We start from the raw sequence: 3,017 nt of genomic DNA, 5'->3' as shown, positions 1-3,017 counted from the left end.
GACCAGGACGAGGGCGGGGGCCGGCGCAGGGACGCGCGGCAGCGGAGGCAGGAAAAGCCGGAGCGGTCCGAAGACGGCGGGGAGGACGGAGAAGGCGCCGAAGCGTCGGACGGGGCACAGCGCGAGCGGCCTCGAAGGGCATCAGCAAGGGGGAGCGGAAGCGGACGCACACGTCAGAGCGCGTCGTCCGACGGTTCCGCCTCCAGCCGGCCGCGGAAGAAGGCGACCTCGGCCAGTTCCGCGAGGACGTCCGCCGACCGCTCGGGCCGCAGGAGGGAGCGCCGTGGCTGAGCAGAGCGGAAACACCGGCAGCGACGGCAGCTCGCCCCTGGACCAGCTGCGCGAGCAGCTCATGGAGTACCTGGGCGCGTCGGGCAAGCAGGTCGTCGGCAAGGTCACCGACAAGCTCACGGACCTCGCCGATCCGAGCAAGCTCAAGGAAGCCGGTGGCGGCGACCTGGCCGGCACGGCCGCCCGCGCCATGAAGGGCGAGAACCCGGTGAAGGCGATGGTCTCCGAGAAGGCCAAGAGCGCCAAGGACAAGGTGGCGGGCAAGGCCAAGGAGGCGGTCGGCATGGGCGGGGGCAGCAAGGCCGGGGACCTCAAGGCCATCAACATCATCGAGCACGTCGACATCGGGCGGCCACTGCGCGTGGTCTACAACCACTTCACGCAGTTCGAGGACTTCGGCAGCTTCATGAACGGCGTCTCCAGCGTCTCGCGGGACGAGGAGGACGAGACGAAGACGACCTGGAAGGTCCGCGTCTGGCCCTCGACCCGCAGCTACGACGCGACCGTCTCGGAGCAGATCCCCGACCAGCGGATCGTGTGGTCGTCCGAGGGGTCGAAGGGCACCACGAGCGGCGCCGTCAGCTTCCACCGCATCGACGAGAACCTGACCCGCGTCACGGTGGTCGTCGAGTACTACCCGTCCGGCTTCTTCGAGAAGACCGGCAACATCTGGCGCGCCCAGGGCAGGCGGCTCCGCCTCGACCTCAAGCACTTCCAGCGCTACGTCACGCTCCAGTCCGACGAGGTGGACGGCTGGCGCGGCGAGATCCGCGACGGCGAGGTCGCCCGCAGCCACGACGAGGTGGTCCAGCAGGAGGAAGAGGAGGAGAAGAAGAGGCGGGAGCGCGAGGAGGCCTCGCAGAACGACGACGGCGAGGACCGGGGACCGGACGAGGACGAAGACGAGGACGGTGAGGACCAGGAGGAGGACGAGGACCAGGACGGCGGTGCAGACGAGGACGACGAGGACGACGAGTTCGACGACGAGGACGAGGACGAGGGCGAAGAGGACGACGAAGACGACGAAGACGACGAGGGTCGGGACGACGACGAGGATCAGGACGAAGACGAGGACGAGGACGACGATGGACGGCGTTGAGGAGGCCGGTCGGCCGTGACCGAACACACCGCGGAACGCCCGCTCAGCCACGCGCCGTCCGCCCCCTCGGGGCCGGCCAACCTCGCGGACATCCTCGAACGCGTCCTGGACAAAGGCATCGTCATCGCCGGAGACATCAAGATCGACCTTCTGGACATCGAGCTGTTGACCATCCGGCTGCGCCTGTTCGTCTCCTCCGTCGAGACGGCGAAGAGAGCCGGCATCAACTGGTGGGAGACCGACCCCGCGCTCTCCACCCGCGCGCACCGGGACGCGGTCGAGGACGAGAACAAGCGGCTGCGGCAGCGGATCGCCGAGCTGGAGGCGGGTGGTCCCGACGAGGACGAGGGGGCGGCGGAGGCCGATGGGGAGAGTCATCCAGGCCGGCGCAGGGACGCGGGCTGGGACGAGAGCCGCAGCCACAGTTGGCACCACGTCAAGGAAGGGCAGCGCAGATGACGCAGACGGTACGCGGCCCCGGGACCGCACCCGAGACCTCACCGGCCACCGCCTCCTCCCCCGCCGCCACCGCCACGTACGTCTATGCCGTCTGTCGGGGCTGCGACCCTGACGTGCTCGCCGGGCTGTCGGGGCAGGCCCCGGGCGCGCCCGTGCGGCTGCTGCGGTTCGGCGCGCTGGAGGCCGTGGTGCAGGACGTGCCCGCCGCCTCGTTCGGCGAGGAAGCCCTGCGGGAGCGGCTGGGGGACCGAGCGGAACTGGAGCACTGTGCCCGCGCCCATCACGCGGTGATCGCCGCGGCAGCCGCCACCGCGCCGACGCTTCCGCTGCCTCTCGCCACGCTCTACCTGGGTGACGGGCGGGCGCGGGCCGCGCTGAGCGCCGACGCGAGCCGGTTCCTGGGCGCGCTGCGGCGGATCGCCGGGCGGGTCGAATGGGGTGTGAAGGTCTACGCGAGCCGGGAGGGCGGGCGCGGCCCCGGCAAGGAGCACGCAGCGGGGCGGACAGCGGGGCGGGGCGCGCCCGAGTGCCGCACGGCGCCCGGCTCGGAGGCCGCGCGACGACCGCCCGCACGCCCCGGGCACGCCTACCTGGAGCGGCTGCGGGGCGTGCGGCAGGAGCGGGAGCAGCGGCAGGAGGCGGGCCTGGGCGCCGCGGAGGCCGTGGACCGGGCGCTGGGCGGGCTCGCCGTGGCGAGCCGGCGGCTGCGTTCGCACGACACGGCGGTCACCGGCGGCCGTGGCGCGCAGCTGCTCAACGCGGCGTATCTGGTGGCCGAGGGGCGGCGGGACGAGGTCGCCGAGGCCGTCCAGGCCCTGCGGGAGAGCCCGGAGTGCCGGGGCGTCGAGGTGGAGCTGACCGGCCCGTGGGTGCCGTACTCGTTCGTGGACGGAGGTGAGAGCGATGCCCGTGGGTGAACACGTGGGCGAGGTCGTGCGGTGGGAGGGCCCGGACAGCGGGGCGCCGCTCGGCGTTCCGCTGGTGGATCTGCTGGACCGGGTCCTCAACACCGGCGTGGTGGTCAGCGGCGATCTGGTGCTGGCGATCGCCGAGGTGCCGCTGGTGCGGCTGTCGCTGAACGCGCTGCTGTCGTCCGTCAACGAGCGCGTCGCGGCCCCCTGGGGAGACGGAGGGCCGCTGTGACGACGTCAGCCGACCCTCCCCTGCC

4 protein-coding genes are annotated in these 3,017 nt (G+C 72.4%); all 4 read left to right on the top strand.

The annotated features are described in order from the left end of the window. Window positions 1–352: 352 nt before the first annotated feature. Genes AB8Z75_RS33645 through AB8Z75_RS33630 form a run of 4 tightly spaced genes read left to right on the top strand, consistent with a single transcriptional unit; the run spans window position 353 to window position 2,992 of the window. Window positions 353–1,390, top strand: a complete 1,038-nt coding sequence (locus AB8Z75_RS33645; RefSeq protein ID WP_369208738.1) for an SRPBCC family protein — start codon at window positions 353–355, stop codon at window positions 1,388–1,390. Between the two features lie 15 nt (window positions 1,391–1,405). Continuing rightward, on the top strand, window positions 1,406–1,849 hold the full coding sequence (locus AB8Z75_RS33640) for a gas vesicle protein (RefSeq protein WP_369208736.1): 444 nt from the start codon (window positions 1,406–1,408) through the stop codon (window positions 1,847–1,849). Then, window positions 1,846–2,766: a GvpL/GvpF family gas vesicle protein gene (locus tag AB8Z75_RS33635; protein WP_369208734.1), complete on the top strand. Its 921-nt coding sequence runs from the start codon at window positions 1,846–1,848 to the stop codon at window positions 2,764–2,766. Before AB8Z75_RS33640 ends, AB8Z75_RS33635 begins: the two co-directional genes overlap by 4 nt. After that, the gene (locus AB8Z75_RS33630) at window positions 2,753–2,992 is read left to right on the top strand and encodes a gas vesicle protein (RefSeq protein WP_181861112.1); all 240 of its coding nucleotides are present in this window, start codon (window positions 2,753–2,755) and stop codon (window positions 2,990–2,992) included. The genes AB8Z75_RS33635 and AB8Z75_RS33630 overlap by 14 nt, the downstream gene beginning before the upstream one ends. The last annotated feature ends 25 nt before the right edge of the window (window positions 2,993–3,017 follow it).

It is taken from the genome of Streptomyces sp. PU-14G (assembly GCF_041028275.1).
Taxonomy (GTDB): Bacteria; Actinomycetota; Actinomycetes; order Streptomycetales; family Streptomycetaceae; genus Streptomyces.
The sequence above is the reverse complement of the archived record's forward strand: the minus strand, read 5'-3'. Positions and strand labels throughout refer to the sequence as shown.

Coding starts and splice junctions, on each gene's coding strand:
- AB8Z75_RS33645 (WP_369208738.1), top strand. CDS start 353: ATGGAGTACCTGGGCGCGTCGGGCAAGCAGGTCGTCGGCAAGGTCACC.
- AB8Z75_RS33635 (WP_369208734.1), top strand. CDS start 1,846: ATGACGCAGACGGTACGCGGCCCCGGGACCGCACCCGAGACCTCACCG.
- AB8Z75_RS33630 (WP_181861112.1), top strand. CDS start 2,753: ATGCCCGTGGGTGAACACGTGGGCGAGGTCGTGCGGTGGGAGGGCCCG.